This is a genomic window from Halopelagius inordinatus (assembly GCF_900113245.1).
Lineage (GTDB): Archaea > Halobacteriota > Halobacteria > Halobacteriales > Haloferacaceae > Halopelagius > Halopelagius inordinatus.
Genome location: NZ_FOOQ01000001.1, coordinates 986,132 through 1,002,406, shown reverse-complemented (window position 1 = coordinate 1,002,406; position 16,275 = coordinate 986,132). Strand labels below are relative to the sequence as shown.

Genomic DNA, 16,275 nt, shown 5'->3' with positions numbered 1-16,275 from the left:
GGTTCACCGCCGTCTGTACGCGTACGTTCCGAGGCCGACGATGACGAGCAACGCGACGACACCGGCGACGAGAAGCGGCGTCCCGAGCGAGGAACTCTCGTCGGTCGTCCCGGCGGGTTGGAGGTCGCGCACGTCTACCTCGGTGCGTTCCGTCCGGCGTTGGCCGTCCGAGAGATAGGTCACCTCTATCGGAACCGAACTCACGCTCTCGCCGATGTCCGCGTAGAGGTCGAACGAGACGAAGTCGCTCGGCGGTATCGACCCGACGAAGTACTCGCGGTTGGGCCGCGCGGGTGTGACGTTCTCCGCGGGGACGACGCGGACGACGACGCTATCGACCTGCGAGAGGCCGACGTTGCTCGTGCTGCCGGAGATGTGGAGTCGGCCGTCCTCCATCTCGTAGTCGATGCCCGTGAGTTCGACCGCGCCTGGGTTCGAGGCGTAGTCGAGCCTCGTCGTCGTCTCGCTCTCTCGCCCGCCCGTCTCGTATCTGACGCGCACGTCGAGGGGGCCGCCGGAGACGTTCGAGACGTTGAACTGCGTCGTCGTGGACGACCCCGCACCGACGGTCCCGAGGGGGCGTCTGAAGAGGACAGTCCCGTTTCGGACACCCTCGACGACGGCGTCCTCCGCGCGGGCGTTGCCGACGTTCGACACGTCGACGGCGATGGGCGGGGACGACCCGGACCCGACGACGCTCGCGTCGACCCGGACGTCGTCGCGGAGGGGGTCAGAGCGGAGGGTCCGCGTCTCGGAAACGGAGCGCGTGTTTCCGCCCTGCGTCGTGTACTGGAGGCGCGCTTCGAGTCGTGACCGCTCGGCCGAGGGCGTGACCGAGAAGTTGAACGTGCGCGACTCGCCGCTCGCGAGCGTCGGGAGGACGCGCGTCGTGTTCTCGACGGCGGCGTCGGTGCCGTTCAGCGACAGCCTGAGGTTTCGAACCGGCGCGTCCTCGCCGTTGGCGGCGGTCACTTCGACCGTCTTCGTCGCTCCGACGACGCCGTCTCCGGCGTCGATGCCGACCTGCGGTCCGCCCTCTCTGACGGTGACGACGACGGGGTACTGGAGGCGGACGAACTCGCCGTCGCTCCGAGCGACCACGAACACGCGGAGTTCGCGCGTCCCGGGGTCGTCGAACGACGCCGTCAGCGGAACGGTCATCTCCGACCCCGCCGGGAGGGTGCCGAGGTTCTCGACGCGGGCGACGTCGTTCGTTCCGCCGCGGGGACGGACGTAGACGTCGGTAATCTCGAACGACGTCCCGTTTTGGTCGCTGTTTCGGACCGTCGTCGAGATAGTGAACCGCTCGCCGGGAGCCGGTTGGTCGGGCGACACCGTGACGTTCGTGACGAAGGCGTTCGCCGGAGCACCGTCCGCCAGTCCGACGCCCGCCACCGCCGAGGCGAGGACGACTGCCGTCAAAAGGAGGGCTCGCTTCATGTAATCTCACTCAAACTTCCACAGGATGGGTGAAAAGAGTACCGTCGTAATCCATAGACTGTAGCGCCCTCGCTCCGGCGAGCCGTCGCCCCGTCTTCGGTTCTCGGTGCGTGCGTACGCGCGAGTTTTTATGCCACCGCGGGACCAGACACGGACGATGCACGTCCGGGACCTCCCCCTGCCGGACCGAATACGGGCCCACTACGAGTCGAACGGCATCGAGAAACTCTACCCTCCGCAGGCCGCCGCGGTGGAGGCGGGCGTCACCGAGGGTGCCCGTCTCGTCGCCGCCATTCCCACCGCCTCGGGGAAGACGTTCATCGCCGAACTGGCGATGCTCACCGCCGACGGCCCCGCGTTGTACATCGTCCCCCTGCGCGCACTCGCCCGCGAGAAGTACGAGACGTTCGACGAACTGCCCGGCGTCAGCGTCGGCATCTCGACGGGCGACTTCGATTCGCCGGCCGAGGACCTGGGCGAAAACGACGTCGTCGTCGCCACCTCCGAGAAGGTGGACTCGGCCATCCGAAACGGCGCGTCGTGGGTGTCGAAGTTGGCCTGCGTCGTCGTCGACGAGGTGCACCTCCTCGGGTCCGACGGGCGCGGGCCGACGCTCGAAGTGACTCTCGCCACCCTGCAACGGCGCGCGCCCGGCGTCCAGATAGTCGCGCTCTCCGCGACGGTGGCCAACCCGGAAGACATCGCGGCGTGGTTGGACGCCGAACTCGTCGAGACGACGTGGCGGCCCGTCTCGCTTCGGACCGGCGTCTACGCCGACGGTTCCGTCGAGTTCGACGACGGCTCGACGCTCGACTGTCCGCCCGAAGACGCCGGGCCGAACGACGACGAGGACACGGAGGCCACCGCCGCACTCGTCGCCGACGCCGTCGAGAACGGTGGGCAGAGCCTCGCGTTCGTCCGGTCGCGCCGCGAGGCCGAATCGCTCGCCGAACGCCTCGCGCGGGAGGAACTCGTCTCCCGCCCGGAGACGGCCGACGCCGTCGCCGAGTTGGACGGAACGGAGACGGGCGAGAGACTCGCAGAGTGCGTCGAAAACGGCGTGGCGTTCCACCACGCCGGACTCCGGACGGGTCACCGCGCACTCGTCGAGTCGGCGTTCCGCGACCGGAAACTGAAGGTCATCTGCGCGACGCCGACGCTGGCGGCGGGCGTCAACGTCCCCGCGCGGCGCGTCGTCGTTCGCGACCAAAAGCGCTACACCGGCGAGGAGATGGCGTGGCTCCCCGTCCTCGAAGTCCACCAGATGTGCGGGCGGGCGGGGCGTCCCCACCTCGACCCGTACGGCGAGGCGGTTCTCGTCGGAAACGACCGGTCCGAAGCGGAACTGTGGGACCGGTACGTCGAGGCGGGACCGGAGGCGGTGGAGTCGAAACTCGCCGCCCCCGACGCGCTTCGCACGCACGTTCTCTCCGTCGTCGCGTCGGGCTTCGCCGACTCGAAATCCGGCGTGTTGGACCTGCTGGACGCCTCCTTTTTCGCCCACCAGTCGCCCGACGTGGACCTCTCGGGAGTCGTCGACGGGGTGGCGACCGAACTCGCCGAGATGGCGATGCTGAGCGTCGAAGGAGACGCGCTCGCGGCGACGACGCTCGGCGAACAGGTGTCCCGCCAGTACGTCCGCCCGGAGACGGGTGCGCGCCTCGTCGCGGGCATCCGCGCCGCAGAGCAGATGGCCGACGACCACGTGACGGCTCTGACGGCGCTCGAAATCGTCTGCGACACGCCGGACATGTACGGGACGTACCTCGGCAACAGAGAGCGCGCGGCGATGTACCGCTTTGCCACCCGCCACGCCGCGGAGTTCACCACGGACATGAACGGGACGGACGACTTCGAGCAGTGGTTGAGCGCGGTCAAACTCGCGCGCATCCTCCGCGAGTGGGTCGACGGCGAGTCCGTCGAGGCCATCGTCGAGAACTACCGCATCGGGCCGGGCGACGTAGAATCGCGCGTCGAACGCGCCGAGTGGCTTCTCGGGGCCGCGGACGCCGTCGCGAGCGTCGTGGACGCCGACCTGACCGTGTTCCGCGACGTTCGGTCGCGACTCTGAACGCCCCTGCTCGACGCTCGTCCTGAGAGATAATGCCGAGATAAACCGGACGGTAGCGTTTCTAACGCCGTGAGAATCACCGTCTGTTTATAAGCTAATACCGAGCGTCAGTACAGTTGTAAGAGGGACAATATTATGGCAACTTCAACCACCACTCAACTCAGCAACACCTTCGAGAGCACCCTCGGCGGCGTGACGGTTCGCGGACGCGCCCACTCGCTCAGCGCGTGGTTCGTCCTCGCCCTCCGCCTCATGATGGGTGTCGCGTTCACCTGGGCGGGCGTAGAGAAGATCATCAACCCGTTCAACGCGCAGGGCTACCTCGTCGGCGCCACCGCGGCCAACGGAAGCCCCGCCGCGGACCTGTTCGTCGCGATGGGCAACACTCCCTGGTTCGTCGGCTTCCTGAACGTCGCCGTCCCGTGGGGTGAACTGTTCATCGGCCTCGGACTGATCGTGGGCCTCATGACCCGCCTCGCGGCGTTCTGGGGTGCGTTCATGATGTTCATGTTCTACCTCGGAAACTGGGACATCACCCACGGCGTCATCAACGGGGACTTCGCGTACATGCTCGTCTTCCTCGCCGTCGCGGCGTTCGGCGCGGGCCGCATCCTCGGCCTCGACACCCTCGTCGAGAACTACGACGTCGGCGGACAGACCCTGATCGAGAAGTACCCCGCTCTCGACTACGTCCTCGGCTGAGACGGCCGCCGAGAGTGGTGGGTAACCTCTCTTTTGCGGTACTCGACCAACGAAAACGAACTGCTCCGATTTTCCCGACCACTTCCCGCGCGACGGCGACGTTCGGCGCGCCGCGTACGGTCGATTTCCGTCGATTCCTCACTCGACGTACAGCGAGTAGGTGATGACCGCGAACCCGATGAACGTCAGGGTGGCGTCGATGAGGACGCCCAACGCCAGCGGGATGTCGAGGAACGTGTCGAAGACGCCGGCGAGCAACGCGCCGAACGTGACGATGCTGAACCCGACGGTCAACGCTCGGAGCGCCGGTGAGTTCGTACTGCGGTACGCCTTGTAGCTGAAGTAGGTGATGAGCCCTCCGAGGACGAGGATACCCGTCTTGACGATGATGAGGGCGGTCGTAACGGTGGGGGATGCGGTGGTGTGTGGCATTATGTCTCCTTTCTGACGGCGGTCCAGATATCCGCGAGGTTTTTGTCCGGGGAACGCTCGGTCCGCGCGATGTCGACCGAGAGGCGTCGCTCCTCCGTGAGCAGTATTTTGACCTCCTCGAACGCCACCTCGTACGTGGTGGCGTGGTGGCCGTCCGACCGAATCTCCGTCCCTTCGAGCAGCAGGTCGGCGTCGGTGAGGAGGTCTAACTTACGATACGTAGTCGAGAGGGGGATCTCGCAGGTGTCGGATATCTCGCTCGCCGTCATGGGTTCGTCCAGCGTTCTGATGATGTCTCTGGCGTCCGCGTCGTCCAACGCATCGAGGATGGAACCGAGTTCGGTCGGTTCGGCCGCGGACTGCTCGCGTGCCATTAAGTGGGCGTCGTCAGCCGAGGATATTAACGGTCGGGGATATCGATCCCGTCGCGACGCCGCGTTGGCTCCGTTTCTCGGCTCTCTCTGACGACGAAACGTAGTTCTCGACCCGCCGGATTATGGGGGGTTCTGCCGGAGAGAGCCGTCGTCGCCCCCGGATATCCGACGGACCATCTCGTCGGTATCGGCCGCGGAGACGCGCGCGGACCTGACGGCCGGGTTCAGAGCCCCTCGCACACCCGTTCTCCGCTCACCACTTCGGGGACGACGACTTCGTCCGCACCGACTCGCCGGGCGAGGGCTTCGTCCATCTCGTCGCCCGCGCGGACGACGATTTCGACCGTGGGCGCGAGTTGACTCGCCGTGACGGCGATTTGGACGTTCGCGCTCGTGTCGTCTATGGCCCCGACGACGGTGGCCGCCCGCCCGACGCCCGCGTCCGAGAGGGTGTTCTCCCGACGCGCGTCGCCGGTGAGTGCGAGTGTCCCGTCGTCGAGTGCTCGCTGGTACTGCGACTCCTGTCGTTCGACGATTACCACGTCCCTGCCCCTCGCGCGGAGGCGGTTGGCGATTGTCTTCCCGAAGGTTCCGTAGCCGCAGATGATCACGTGCCCGTCCAACTCGTCGATTCGTTGTTCTACGTGCATATATCCGAGTTCCTCTCGAATCCGCCCGCCGAACGCCGCCGAGAACACCGTCTCGCCGGTCCACAGTCCGGTCACGACGAGTCCGGAGAGAACCACGATGGCGTACGATTTCACGAGCGTCGCCGGTCCGTCGTGGGCCCGAAAGTGGAGTTCGATACTGGTGGGGTCGAGGAGCCAAAACAACGCGTCTACGACGCCGACGCCGCCGAGAGTGCTGAATCCGGCGACGCCCGCGGCGACGACGGCCGCGAACGCCACGACCGGTCGGAGCAGACGACGCAGTAACGGACGCCGGGTGACCGCTCCGACGCGTCCGTTCGAGGCGGTCATCTCCCCGCCCCGACGCGAGTCTCACAACCCAGTTCCTCCGAACGGGTCACCCGCCGGTCGGCGACGGACGCCTCTCGCGACCCGTTCGGGAGACGAGTGGAAGTCGTCGCGGGCGGTGCCCGAAAAGGATCTTTGGTTTCGAACGCTCTCACGCCACCTCGAAGACGTATGAGTCGTATTACTCTTTCCAACTAGCATATCGTCACGATATAAGGTACTATTACGGAAACTACGTCTATTTTTGTTCGACGTTACGGAGCGGGGCGTTCACTCCGCGCTCTCGCGAACCTCCGCCGCGACGCGCCGAATCGTCTCGTACTCGTCGTCGCGGTAGGCGACGAACCGCACGTCCGACAGCGACGACGGTTCGTAGTCGGCTATCTCTCGGGCGATGACGCGCGCGCCCTCTTCGAGCGGAAAACCGGCGACGCCGCATCCGAGTGCCGGGAGCGCGAGCGACGAACAGCCGAGTTCGTCGGCGCGTTCGAGGCTGTTTCGGGTGGCGTCGCGGATGCTCTCTTCGGTCGCTTCGCCGTCGCCGTAGTGCGGCATCGCGGCGGCGTGGATGACGTGTTCGGCGTCCAACTCGTACGGTTTCGTGACGGCTACCTCCCCGAGTTCCACGGGACCGTTCCGAACCGCCGCGTCGTTCAACGCCTCGCCGCCCTCCCGGCGGAGAGCGCCCGCGACGCCCGACCCCATCCGAAGGCTCGTCCCCGCGGCGTTGACTAGCGCGTCCGCCGACTGCTGGGTGATGTCTCCGTGGACGACGGTGAAATCCATAGCGGGTGTACGAACCGACGGACGAAAAATGTCGGTGTAGTTCGAGGTCCGATGCCGTCGGGACGGTCCGACCGACCGAACGGTTCTTGCCGTCGCACGCCCGGCCACCTCTATGGACGACCACGGCGACTCCGAACCACCCGCGGACGCGGCCGGACGCGACGCCGAACCGACGCTCGACGACCTCGCGGCGGTGGCGACGCGGGCCGTCCGCGCGGGCGGCGACTATCTCCGAGACGCCTTTCGCGACGGCGCACTCGACGCGGAGTACGAGAGAGACGACGTGAAAGCCGTCGCGGACCGGAACGCCGAAGAACGCGTCCGGGCCGTCCTCCGGGAGTCGTTCGCAGACCACGCGTTTCACGGCGAGGAGTCCGGACGCGACGGTGAACACCGGTATCGGTGGGTCGTCGACCCCCTCGACGGGACGAACAACTTCGCCGCGGGACTGCCCGCTTTCGCCACCGCCGTCTGCCTCCTCAGAGACGGCGACCCGGTCGTCTCCGCCATCTACGAACCGCTGCCGGACTCGCTGTACGTCGCCCGCCGCGGCGAGGGCGCGACGGTCGACGGCGAACGCCTCCTCGCCGGGAGCGACGTACCGCTCGAACGCGGCACCGTCTCTTTGGTCCTCGGCCTCTCTGCGGTTCGGGACCCGGAACTATCCGCGCTCGGCGACCGAATCGAGGCGGCCCTCGAAGACCGGTGCAAGCGCGTCGTCGAGACGTGGTCGCCCTGCGTGGACTGGGGTCTCTTGGCCCGCGGCGGCATCGAGGGAATCGTCTGTCTCCGCCCCGACATCTACGAACAGTACGCGGGCGAACTCCTCGCCGCCGAGAGCGGCGTTCGTTCGCGGGGAAGCGGCGACGAGGGCCTGTACGTCGGCGCGGGCGACGACGCGACGCTGTCGGAACTGGTCGAAGCGGTCGACTCCGTCCGCTGATATCGCCCGCGGAGGGGACGAGGCGGCCGATTACGGCTGGAGGTTCATCGCCTCGGCCCGTTCTGCGGCGAGGTTCGCTATCTCCTCTACGCTCGCGCCCGACTGGTCTGCGAGCACCCGCGTCAACATCCCGAGTTGCTCCGTGGCCGCCTCTCTGAGTTCTCGTTCCTCGACGTCGTTTCCGAAGTAGTACTCGTTTGCGCCGTCGTCGTGGACCAATCCGAGGTATATCGAGACCGAGTCCCCTCGTTCGAGCGCCGCAATCGCTCGTTCTCGAACCTGCTCGAACTCGTCTCCGTCGGCTTCGTCTGCCATACGCCACCCGTACCGACCCCGGACACAAAACCTGACGGGGCGAGTCGAAACCCGTCGAAAACCGACAACGTTCAGGCGTCGGCGGACGGAGGCGTCGATATGGTAGTCGATACCGCCGTCACAGTACTGCACGTTCTCACCGGCGCGTTGTGGGTCGGAAGCGTCGTCTTCGTCGCGGGCGCGATTCTCCCCGCCGCCGTCGACGGCGCGTTGGACGCCGCACCCCTCGAATCGCTCTCCGGAAAACTGGTGATGTGGTCCCGCGGCGCGTCCGTCGTCACGTTCCTCACCGGCGGTCACATGGCGGGGACGAGATATACTATCGAGACGCTGACAGGAACTGGGCGAGGCCACCTCGTCCTCGCGATGCTCGGTCTGTGGTTCGTCCTCGCGGCACTCGTCGAAGTCGGCAACGGCCGCCTCTCGGACGGACTCAGAGAAAAGCGCGTCCGAGGGCCCGCCCGCGAGGCTATCGGCGTCTTCCGCGCGGCGGCGGTCGTCGGCGTCCTCCTCCTCGTCGACGCCGGTCTGTTGGCGTCCGGCGTAGCCATCTACTGACCGTACCCGTCGATATAGAGAGAACATACGACTATCGAGGATAATATATAACCAAGCCGATATTTTTAACCTCCGTGCGTCTGTATCACACGACGAGATGCCAGGGGACGACACCAGCCAGCACCTTCCGACCGACGCCCCGGTGACCATCGAACTCCGCGAGTCGGACGGGCGCATCGTCGTTCGCCGCGACACCGCACTCGGAACGTACGAACGGACCGTCGACCGATGAGTTCCGACGGCCACTCGGCCGGGAACGGGCGGAGAACGCCGATAGAGACGTCTCTCGGCGATGCGAGAACGGCGCTCCGCGCGGAACGGCGGCGGTGCGTCGACGAGAACGCCGCGTTTCGGTCGTTCTGCGCCGCCGTCGCGGACGTGCAACCGTCGGCGTCCGCGGGGTCGTCGGCCGGACCGCTCGCGGTGAAGACCGTCGGTAGAATGGCGGCATCGCCGCCTCTCTCTGCCGTTCGGAGGGCGTACGAGCGAACGGTCATGGAGGTGCCGCACTACGAGGAGGAGTACGGCGACACGTACGAAGAGAGCCTCAGAGCGGAGTTCGGCGACGACATCGCTGCCGGAGTGACCTCCGCGTCGGCGTTCTCGCCGGAACTCCGCCGCGCCGTCGTGGCCGCGGGCGAGAGCGCCGCCCGCGAACGGCGGGAGTTTCTCGACCTGTTGGACGCGGAGTTCGAGTCGCTCGACGCCGTCGAGGACGGTATCGAACGGACCGTGACCGACCTGTCGTCCCTCGACGATAGACCGCTCTCGTCCCGGTCGTTCGACGAACTCGTCGCTCTCCGAGGCGACGTTCGCGCCCTGCGAGACGAACTCGACGAACGCGCGCGAGAGCGTCAGCGGACGCTCGTGGCCCACCGCAGGACTCTCTCGGGCCTCGTCCCGAGCGTGACCGATTATCTCTACTACGACATCGACTGCGAGTACCCCGGACTGGACGCACTGGCCTCGGCGCGTCGCCTCGTGGAGACGGCGCTCTCCCGCGTCGACCGGCGTATCGCGACGACGGGCTAACCCGACGCGGGCGTTCGGTCGTAGCCACACCTATTTATTCCGCGAGGAGATATCATCGCCCATGAACGCCACCGTCGCCTCGCCCGCGTTCCGACAGTCAACCGCCGTCCGCGACGAACGATGACGCGACTGCACCCGCGCGTCCAACTGCTGTGGGCTAGCCGCGCGGCGATCACCGCGGCGATACTCGGCGGTATCGCCTTCGCCGTCGTCCGCTTTCTGGCCCCGCCGTTCCTCCCCGAGTGGACGCCGTTCGCCGTCGGCGGGGTCATCCTCGCTCTCGGCGTCGTCCTCGCCGTCGCGCGCTACCGGTCGTGGTCCTACGAGGTCAGAGACGACTCGCTGTACCTCGAACGGGGCGTGTTCACCCGCGTCCGGACGGTGGTGCCGTTCGTCCGCATCCAACACGTCGATTCGGCGCGGAACCCCACCGAACGGTTCGTCGGGCTGGCGCGAACCGTCGTCTACACCGCGGGCTCTCGCGGCGCGGACGTGACGGTTCCGGGCCTCACCTTAGAGGGCGCAGAGGAACTCCAAGAGCGATTGAAGCGACTCGCCATCCGATCTGAAGGCGAGGACGCGGTCTGAGATGCCCGAACACCGACTCTCGCCGCTCTCGGTGCCGTACCGCGTCGTCCAGAGGGGCGGGAGCATCCTCGCGTTTCTCGCGTTCATGCTCGCCACCGGCGGCGGGATGAGCCTCCCGTTCGTCGGACTCGCGGGGCCCGCCGCGCTGGTTCTCTTCGCGGGCGTCGGCGTCGCCGTGCTGTTGGCCTACGAGGTGGCGTACTACCGACTGTTCAGGTACGAACTGACGCCCGACACGCTCGATATCCACTCCGGCGTCGTTTCGCGACGGACGCGCGAGATACCGCTCCGGCGCGTTCAGAACGTCGATATCGCGCGGAACGTCGTCCAGAGAGCGGTCGGTATCGCGGTGGTGAACTTCGAGACGGCGGGCGGAAGCGGAACGGAAGCACAGCTCAGGTTCGTCTCCTTCGAGGAGGCAAAGCGCCTCCAGCGAGAACTCCCGCGCCTCAAGCGCGGCGACGACGTCGCGGAGGAGACGCAGACGCCCTCCGAGGAGATGTTCGCCCTCGACGACCGGGAGCTGGCGCTTTTGGGAGCACTCTCGTTCGACTTCCGCCTCCCCGGTGCGGTGTTCATCTTCGCCTCCGGGTCGGTGCCGTTCGTCACGTCGCTTCTCCCCGACTCGTTCGGATTTCCCACCGCAATCGTCGGGATGGTCGTCCTCGTCGTCGCCGCGGTTCTCGTCTCGTGGCTCGCCGGAGCGACTGTGGCCGTGGTGAACTACTACGGTTTCCGCCTCGTGCGGTCCGGAGAGGAACTCCAGTACGAACGCGGGTTGCTCCAGCGATACGACGGGTCGATACCGTTCGACAAGGTACAGACGCTGACGATAACGGACAACCCGCTGAAGCGGTGGGCGGGCTACGCGACGCTCCTCATCGAGACGGCGGGCCACGGCCCGGGCGGCAACGAGAACGGGCAGGGGTCCGAGGCGGCTGTCCCCTTCGCGAGCCGCGACCGAATCGAATCGCTCGTCAACGACATCGAACACGTCGGGTCCCCGGAGTTCGAACGCCCGCCGAAGCGAACCCGGCGGCGCTACGCCGCGCGGTATCTCATCGCGTTCTCTATCGTCACGGGCGCGCTGTACGCCGCGAACGCCGTCCTCGGCGGGGTTCCGTGGTACTGGACCGCCATCGTCCTGCCGGCGATTCCCGTCGCCGCACACTACAAGTGGAAACACCGGGGCGTCTGGCTCGGACCGGACCACGTCGTCACCCGAAACGGCGTTTTGAAGCGCGAGACCAAGGTGGTCCCCTACTACCGCATCCAGACGGTCATCGACAGCCGGACGGTGTTTCAGCGTCGCCTCCGCCTCGCGACGGTCACTATCGACACCGCGGGGTCGCTCTCTATCGGCGGGAGCGACGCCGCCGCAGTCGATATAGACGCCGCCGCGGCGGACCGCCTCCGCGACGAACTCGACCAGCGATTGCTGGCCGCGCGCGCCGCGAGACGTTCCGACCGTCGCCGCCGCGCGTCAGAGGCGCAGAGCGAGACGCCCCGCCGAGACGCCGGTGACGGCCGCGGAGACGGTACAACGGCGACCGACGACGAGGGTTCCTCGGTCGCCCCGAGTGAGACGCGGGACGACAGGTAGGCAGCGCGCCGAAGTACCTCTCTTCGTCAGTCGGTGTCCGTGTCGTCGCAACCGAAAGAGGATCCGAGAAAGTGGAATCCGTGGCTCCGGACGAGGCGTCGGGACGGCCCGACGAGTTCGAGGCGGATTCGCTCGGGTCAGTCGTCCGCGACCGTGGGAACGCTCGTCGCCTCCGGGCGGACTCCGGGCCGAACGGACGTCGGCGTCCACTCCAGGCCGTCCTCGTAGTGGAACGCGCGGTGGTCCTGGGTCGGGTCGACGACCGTCAGCGAGAGCCAGTCGTTGTCCAGCAGTGTGGTCAACTCCTCGTGGTCGGCCAAGACGCCGGTGACGCGCTGGACCGGCGCGTGGACGACCGTCGAGAGACGAAGCGGCTGATGGTACGGTTCGTCGTCGTCGACCATCAGCGACTGAAGAGGGAGACCGGTCATCAGGTCGCCGCCGTTGCCCTGATGGACGCCGATGTTACCGACGGGGTTTTGGGTCACCTTCGACCCGCCGCCGTAGACGGCGTTGTCGACCGTCGAGAAGTAGTACTGGGTGTTGATCCACTGGGTGACGACCATGGGGCCCGTGAGGATGGCTTCCAGCGCGTCGCCGTCGGGGTCGGTCGACCAGTCGTACGAGTGGAGGAAGGCGCGCCCGTCGAGGTCGAGGTCGCTCGTGAGTTCGCGGGGGCCGACGACGAAGCTGGCGTTACCGGCCAGTCCCCACTCGGGACGTGTCTCGGCCCAGTCGGCGGCGCGACGTTCCGTCTCACTCACGCCCACCGATCCCTCGGCGCCCATCGACTCGGCGCGCTCGGCAGTCGCGTTCTCGCGAGCGGTGGCGAGGTCCGCGCGCAACTGGTCGATTTCTCCGGCGTGGCTCTCGGGTACGTCGCCGTCGTATAGTTCGATCTCGTCAGTCGTCGTGTTGTGTTCGCCGGCGAGGAAGACGGTGTCGTCGGGGATGTCGAAACCGCGTTCGCGCAGCGCCGTCTTGACCTCGGTGTCGTTGCAAATCGTCGCGAGGACGCGGGCGTTCGGGCCGCCGGGGTTGCCGGCGCAGGCACCACAGTCCAAACTCGAGTCGTAGGGGTTGTTCGCCGTCTCGCTCGCGTGGCCGGTGAAAACGACGAGACGACTGAACTCTTGCCAGCCCATCAACTCGAAGGCGGTAGCGGCGTACTCGACTTTCTCCTCGTGGGTCAGTCCCACCGGGAGATCACCGGCGTAGGAGTTCTGGTAGTGGACAACCTGCTCGCAGAACTCGTGGTCGTCGGGCACCGCGTCACCGGCGGTGTCGAACAGGTCGTGGACGCGGCCGGGGACGAGCGTGCGGGCCGCAAGCGCCAGGCCGTACCCGCTGCCGGCGTTCTCGACGAAGCCGAAGGCGGTGGCAGGGTTCTTTCTCAGCGTCTTGACGACCTCGCTCGCGGCTTCGCGGATGCTCGACCAACGATCGTGTCTCGCCTGCGTGTGCTTATCGGTCGGAATCTCGGTTACGCGGTGCTGTGGGTCGAGTATCGGCGGGCAGGCATCGACCGACACCTCAGCATCGTATCCCTGGTACTCCATCGGAACACCGAAGAAACCGGCGTAGCCGTGGGTTTCGTAATCGCCCGTGGCTTCGATGTGGCGGCGGACGAGCTCCGAACGAGTGTCGATACAGAAGACCAGTTGTGCGTCCGAGCGACCCGACGGCTCGCTCTCGGCGAGCGACCGGCTCTCGGCGGCGACGCTCTCGACGACTTCGGTGCGGTAACTCGCCTCCCAGGCGTTCAGGAACGCTTCGGCGAGTTCGTCGGCCGTGTCAACCTCGGTTCTGTCGTGGCTGGTCGAGGGTTCGATCGCGACGCCGAAGCTGTCGAGCAACGAGAGGCGGGCCGCGAGATAGCCCGCAAGCGTGATGGGGTGGGCCGACTGCCACGCGCCCTCGCCGTCGGCGCGCTGCTTGATGAAGCCGGTCCAGCCGGGGAGCGCGGCCAGTTGCTCCTCGAAGACAGGCACCCACTGACTCTCCGGATACGGCTCCAGAACGGCCTCGATGGCCTCGATTGGCGTTTCGGGCAGAGCAGCGACGGCCCCTTCGTCGGGGATTTCGCTGTCGTACTCGGCCACCTCACGGAAGGCAGTGTAGAACCCGGCGTCGCGGTTCGGCATCGACCACTCGGCGGAGCCCTCGTCGAGAAAGCCCGACAGCCACTTCGTCAGTACGTGGTCGACACGCTCGGTGTCGGCGTCTTTCGTCTCCGGATCGACGGCGGTGTCCATGCGCTCGAGCAGCATCTTCGGGTCGGCCTCGTAGCCGCGTTCGGCGAGTTCAGATTCGAGCAGTTCGTGGTCGATCTGGCCGCCGTCGAGCGCTGCTTGGAACGTCTCCGGACTGGGGTAGCCGCGACCACCGAGCAGGTCGGCCGCCTGCGTCACCGCCTCGCCGAACGGCAGGTCTTCGAATCCCGAGAGGGGGTTGGCCGTCACGAACGAGTGGATCGGCCAGACCGCTCCGACGACGGTCGCTGCTTTGTCGATGCTGTCCTCGATAGTGGATTCAGTAGTCATTGTAATCCTCTCTGGCGGTCAGGGCGGTGCTGGACGATGGTTGGCTCGTGTTCACTAGCATCACGTAGAGACGCTTGCTGCGTTCGTGGACGCCGGCTTCCATCGCGACGTAGACGGCGAGAAAGACGGCGGCGACGACGACGTGGAACACGCTCAGTTCGGTCGGCGCCGTGACGACCGGGAGTCCGGTCAGGAGATTCGAGATAGCCGTGTAGACGAGAGCATAGACGGTGATGGCCGGAAGGAACACCAACGGAACCGCCCCGTAGCGGACCATCGCCGGAAGCGACGTGTGACGGACCGCACTGCGGGCCGCGTGGAGCGTGGTGAGCACTACGAAGAAGGCCAACAGGAGGCCGCTGTCGAGGCTCGTTCCTTCCCCCGTCAACACTGCGAACAGCGCGCCTCCGGTCAGTCCGGTCAGGAGTATCACTGCGGCACCCGCGACGCCCGTCTCCTGCAACGTCGTCTTTGTCGGGCTGGTGCGTTCGACCTGCCCGCCCGCGCTGAGGAACCGGTAGGCTTTGTAGAAGCCGTGCAGGATGAGGTGGGTGATAGCGGCCCCGAAGAATCCGAGGCCGGCCTGCATGATCATGAAGCCCATCTGTCCCACGGTCGAACAGGCCAGCTTGCTCTTGACGTCCGGCTGGACGGATTTGAGGAGTTTCCCGAGCAACGCGCTGGCCGCACCGACGACGACGACCGCGAGCATGAGCGTTGCGTCGACGGTGACGACCGGGGCGAAACGGGTCAGGAGGATACCCCCCGCGTTGACGAACCCGGCGTGCATCACTGCCGACGCCGGCGTCGGTGCCGTCATCGAGGAGAGGAGCCAGTTGTGAAACGGGACGAGCGCGGATTGAATCATCGCCGCGAGGATGAGGGCCCCGGCGGCGACGAACCACACCGGTCCTCCGAGCGTCTCGGTCGCCGCGGCGATACCGGAGACCGTCGTCGCTCCGGTCGCCCACCAAAGCGCCGTCAGCGCGACACCGAGGAGCGCGCTGCTGGCGAAGAAGTACCTGCGGGCGACCGTCGCGGCCGCCTGCGCCTGTTCCCAGTCGCCGACGATACCGATGAGTTTCGCCATCAACAGGCCCATCGTCAACCACAGGAGTCCGAACGAGGCGATGTGGTCGGCCGCGACGAGTCCCATCACGGACACGGTGAAACCGAACACGGTGAGGAAGAAGCCCGTTTCGTAGGAGCTACCCGCCATGTAGCGGCGCGAGTAGCTGTGGACGATGCCACTGAAGAACGTGACGACCACCCACATCAGGACGGTCAATCCGTCCACGGCGACCACGCCGGGAATCTCCCAGACGCCACCGAACCGGACTCGGGCGGCAAGGAGGACGATACTCGCGGAGAACAGTACCCACACGAGCCACGTTAGTGCGACGGGAACGAACGGCGACTCCACCGTCGTCTCCGGCAGTGCTCCGACCGGGGTTTTTGAGGTGCGTCCTGACATCGTTCAGTCCGTTTTACGAACCGTTCCGGCAACCGAGACGGACTCGGAGGGCCGTTATTGGTCGCGTTCACCTGCATTTGAGAACAGTTTGTCTATTAAGCGTTCCTATATTCACAAAACGTTCGCAAGAAAAGCCATTATAGAACATTATGGTTTCGGGTGCCGTGCCGTCGAGCGGCCTCGACAGTGAGAGTCGGGAGGCTCGCAACGTGGACCGAACCTCCGAGATACCCGGTCCTAGACCGATTCGATAGCAGATTCGATACTGTCCCGTTCGACGGGCAGTTCACCTCCGTACGCACGCGCCGGTATCGATTCGATCTCTACGAGAAATCCGCTCCCGAGGTGAGGTGATATTACCGAAGCGTTCGATGTCTCGGTCAGAAAGACCAGGTCGTTCTCTGGTTCGGAATGGCTGTCTCGAAGTCGGAGGAAAC

The 16,275-nt window shown here is 66.4% G+C and carries 16 protein-coding genes; 8 read left to right on the top strand and 8 right to left on the bottom strand.

Annotation, left to right across the window (positions count from 1 at the left end):
• Positions 1 to 3 precede the first annotated feature (3 nt).
• Positions 4 to 1,440 carry a COG1361 family protein gene (locus BM167_RS05215; RefSeq protein WP_092889733.1) on the bottom strand — a complete coding sequence of 479 codons (1,437 nt, stop codon included), beginning with the start codon at positions 1,438 to 1,440 and terminating at the stop codon, positions 4 to 6.
• A gap of 157 nt (positions 1,441 to 1,597) precedes the next feature.
• On the opposite strand from BM167_RS05215, the gene BM167_RS05210 reads away from it, so the two are divergent.
• Together BM167_RS05210 and BM167_RS05205 are read left to right on the top strand one after the other, a co-directional pair.
• A complete protein-coding gene (locus tag BM167_RS05210) occupies positions 1,598 to 3,511 on the top strand; it encodes a DEAD/DEAH box helicase (protein ID WP_092889730.1) in 1,914 nt (637 codons plus the stop codon).
• A 135-nt stretch (positions 3,512 to 3,646) separates the two neighbouring features.
• Complete coding sequence (locus BM167_RS05205) at positions 3,647 to 4,213, top strand: DoxX family protein (RefSeq protein ID WP_092889725.1); 567 nt, start codon at positions 3,647 to 3,649, stop codon at positions 4,211 to 4,213.
• Between the two features lie 138 nt (positions 4,214 to 4,351).
• Here BM167_RS05205 and BM167_RS05200 read toward each other — a convergent pair whose 3' ends face one another.
• The 4 genes from BM167_RS05200 to BM167_RS05185 form a co-directional block, all read right to left on the bottom strand.
• Positions 4,352 to 4,645 carry a DUF7521 family protein gene (locus BM167_RS05200; protein ID WP_092889722.1) on the bottom strand — a complete coding sequence of 98 codons (294 nt, stop codon included), beginning with the start codon at positions 4,643 to 4,645 and terminating at the stop codon, positions 4,352 to 4,354.
• Positions 4,645 to 5,019, bottom strand: a complete 375-nt coding sequence (locus BM167_RS05195; protein WP_092889719.1) for a helix-turn-helix domain-containing protein — start codon at positions 5,017 to 5,019, stop codon at positions 4,645 to 4,647. Before BM167_RS05195 ends, BM167_RS05200 begins: the two co-directional genes overlap by 1 nt.
• Before the next feature lie 224 nt (positions 5,020 to 5,243).
• Entirely contained in the window at positions 5,244 to 5,999 is a 756-nt protein-coding gene (locus BM167_RS05190) for a potassium channel family protein (RefSeq protein WP_092889716.1), read from the bottom strand.
• Between the two features lie 267 nt (positions 6,000 to 6,266).
• Positions 6,267 to 6,782: a macro domain-containing protein gene (locus BM167_RS05185; protein WP_092889713.1), complete on the bottom strand. Its 516-nt coding sequence runs from the start codon at positions 6,780 to 6,782 to the stop codon at positions 6,267 to 6,269.
• A 112-nt stretch (positions 6,783 to 6,894) separates the two neighbouring features.
• On the opposite strand from BM167_RS05185, the gene BM167_RS05180 reads away from it, so the two are divergent.
• Positions 6,895 to 7,725 carry an inositol monophosphatase family protein gene (locus tag BM167_RS05180; protein WP_092889710.1) on the top strand — a complete coding sequence of 277 codons (831 nt, stop codon included), beginning with the start codon at positions 6,895 to 6,897 and terminating at the stop codon, positions 7,723 to 7,725.
• A 30-nt stretch (positions 7,726 to 7,755) separates the two neighbouring features.
• Here BM167_RS05180 and BM167_RS05175 read toward each other — a convergent pair whose 3' ends face one another.
• Positions 7,756 to 8,040: a DUF8113 family protein gene (locus BM167_RS05175; protein ID WP_092889708.1), complete on the bottom strand. Its 285-nt coding sequence runs from the start codon at positions 8,038 to 8,040 to the stop codon at positions 7,756 to 7,758.
• Between the two features lie 99 nt (positions 8,041 to 8,139).
• On the opposite strand from BM167_RS05175, the gene BM167_RS05170 reads away from it, so the two are divergent.
• The 5 genes from BM167_RS05170 (at position 8,140) to BM167_RS05155 (ending at position 11,821) form a co-directional block, all read left to right on the top strand.
• Positions 8,140 to 8,598 carry a copper resistance protein CopD gene (locus BM167_RS05170; protein ID WP_092889705.1) on the top strand — a complete coding sequence of 153 codons (459 nt, stop codon included), beginning with the start codon at positions 8,140 to 8,142 and terminating at the stop codon, positions 8,596 to 8,598.
• Positions 8,599 to 8,695: 97 nt separating this feature from the next.
• Entirely contained in the window at positions 8,696 to 8,830 is a 135-nt protein-coding gene (locus BM167_RS18855) for a hypothetical protein (RefSeq protein WP_281244620.1), read from the top strand.
• A complete protein-coding gene (locus tag BM167_RS05165) occupies positions 8,827 to 9,630 on the top strand; it encodes a DUF7260 family protein (RefSeq protein ID WP_092889702.1) in 804 nt (267 codons plus the stop codon). The genes BM167_RS18855 and BM167_RS05165 overlap by 4 nt, the downstream gene beginning before the upstream one ends.
• A gap of 120 nt (positions 9,631 to 9,750) precedes the next feature.
• Complete coding sequence (locus BM167_RS05160) at positions 9,751 to 10,218, top strand: PH domain-containing protein (RefSeq protein ID WP_092889699.1); 468 nt, start codon at positions 9,751 to 9,753, stop codon at positions 10,216 to 10,218.
• Position 10,219: 1 nt separating this feature from the next.
• Positions 10,220 to 11,821: a PH domain-containing protein gene (locus tag BM167_RS05155; RefSeq protein ID WP_092889696.1), complete on the top strand. Its 1,602-nt coding sequence runs from the start codon at positions 10,220 to 10,222 to the stop codon at positions 11,819 to 11,821.
• Positions 11,822 to 11,958: 137 nt separating this feature from the next.
• Here the strand turns inward: BM167_RS05155 and BM167_RS05150 are convergent, their stop codons facing one another.
• Together BM167_RS05150 and BM167_RS05145 are read right to left on the bottom strand one after the other, a co-directional pair.
• Positions 11,959 to 14,364, bottom strand: coding sequence for a DUF2309 domain-containing protein (locus tag BM167_RS05150; protein WP_092889693.1), 2,406 nt, complete (start codon positions 14,362 to 14,364; stop codon positions 11,959 to 11,961).
• A complete protein-coding gene (locus BM167_RS05145; protein ID WP_092889690.1) occupies positions 14,354 to 15,838 on the bottom strand; it encodes a proton-conducting transporter transmembrane domain-containing protein in 1,485 nt (494 codons plus the stop codon). Before BM167_RS05145 ends, BM167_RS05150 begins: the two co-directional genes overlap by 11 nt.
• Positions 15,839 to 16,275: the final 437 nt, after the last annotated feature.